This is a genomic window from Acidaminococcus sp. CAG:542 (assembly GCF_000437815.1).
Taxonomy (GTDB): domain Bacteria; phylum Bacillota; class Negativicutes; order Acidaminococcales; family Acidaminococcaceae; genus Acidaminococcus.
Genome location: NZ_FR902043.1, coordinates 1 through 721 on the forward strand (window position 1 = coordinate 1; position 721 = coordinate 721).

The following is a 721-nucleotide window of genomic DNA, read 5'->3' on the forward strand; positions in this document are numbered from 1 at the left end:
CGTAGGGGCTCGCCGAAGGCAAGCCCGACCCGGCCGCCCAGGGGGCTGTGTCCCTCTGGCAAGGGGGGAAAGGACCCGGGGCAGCGGGTAGGGGGTCCTTTTCCTCAATCTTTTACAAAATTCTATTTACGAATCATTCTTAAAATGCTATACTATATCTATACCAACAAACTATCCATTCTGATCATATAGAGGAGGAATTTCAATATGGAAAAACGTACTGTGAACTTTGCCGGCAACCCTGTGGCCCTGGCGGGGCCGGAAGTGAAAATTGGCCAGCAGGCTCCTGATTTCAAACTCATTGACAACAAACTGGGGGAAAAGACCCTGAAAGATTATGAAGGGAAGATCAAAGTGATCTCCGTGGTGCCTTCCCTGGATACCGGAGTCTGCGACGCCCAGACCCGCTGGTTCAATCAGGATGTCACCGGCCTGTCCGAAGATGTGGTGGTGCTCACGGTCTCCATGGACCTGCCCTTTGCCCAGGCCCGCTGGTGCGGCGCCGCCGGGGTGGAAAACGTGGTGACCCTGTCCGATCACCGGGACGCTTCCTTCGGGAAGAACTACGGCTTCCTGATGGATGGCCTGCGGCTGGAAGCCCGGGGGGTCGTGGTCATCGACAAAAACGACAAAGTGACCTACGTGGAATACGTCTCCGAAGTGACCCACCCCATCAATTTCGACGGAGTGCTGGCCGCAGTGAAGGGGATGCTGTAAGAAC

At 55.6% G+C, this 721-nt stretch carries 1 protein-coding gene; it reads left to right on the plus strand.

Going from position 1 to position 721, the window contains the following annotated elements; translation table 11 throughout:
* Positions 1 to 207: 207 nt before the first annotated feature.
* Entirely contained in the window at positions 208 to 717 is a 510-nt protein-coding gene (gene tpx, locus QVO43_RS02840) for a thiol peroxidase (protein WP_022487090.1), read from the plus strand.
* Positions 718 to 721: the final 4 nt, after the last annotated feature.

Excerpts from the sequence above, each read along its gene's own strand:
- tpx (WP_022487090.1), top strand. The coding sequence starts at position 208 with ATGGAAAAACGTACTGTGAACTTTGCCGGCAACCCTGTGGCCCTGGCG.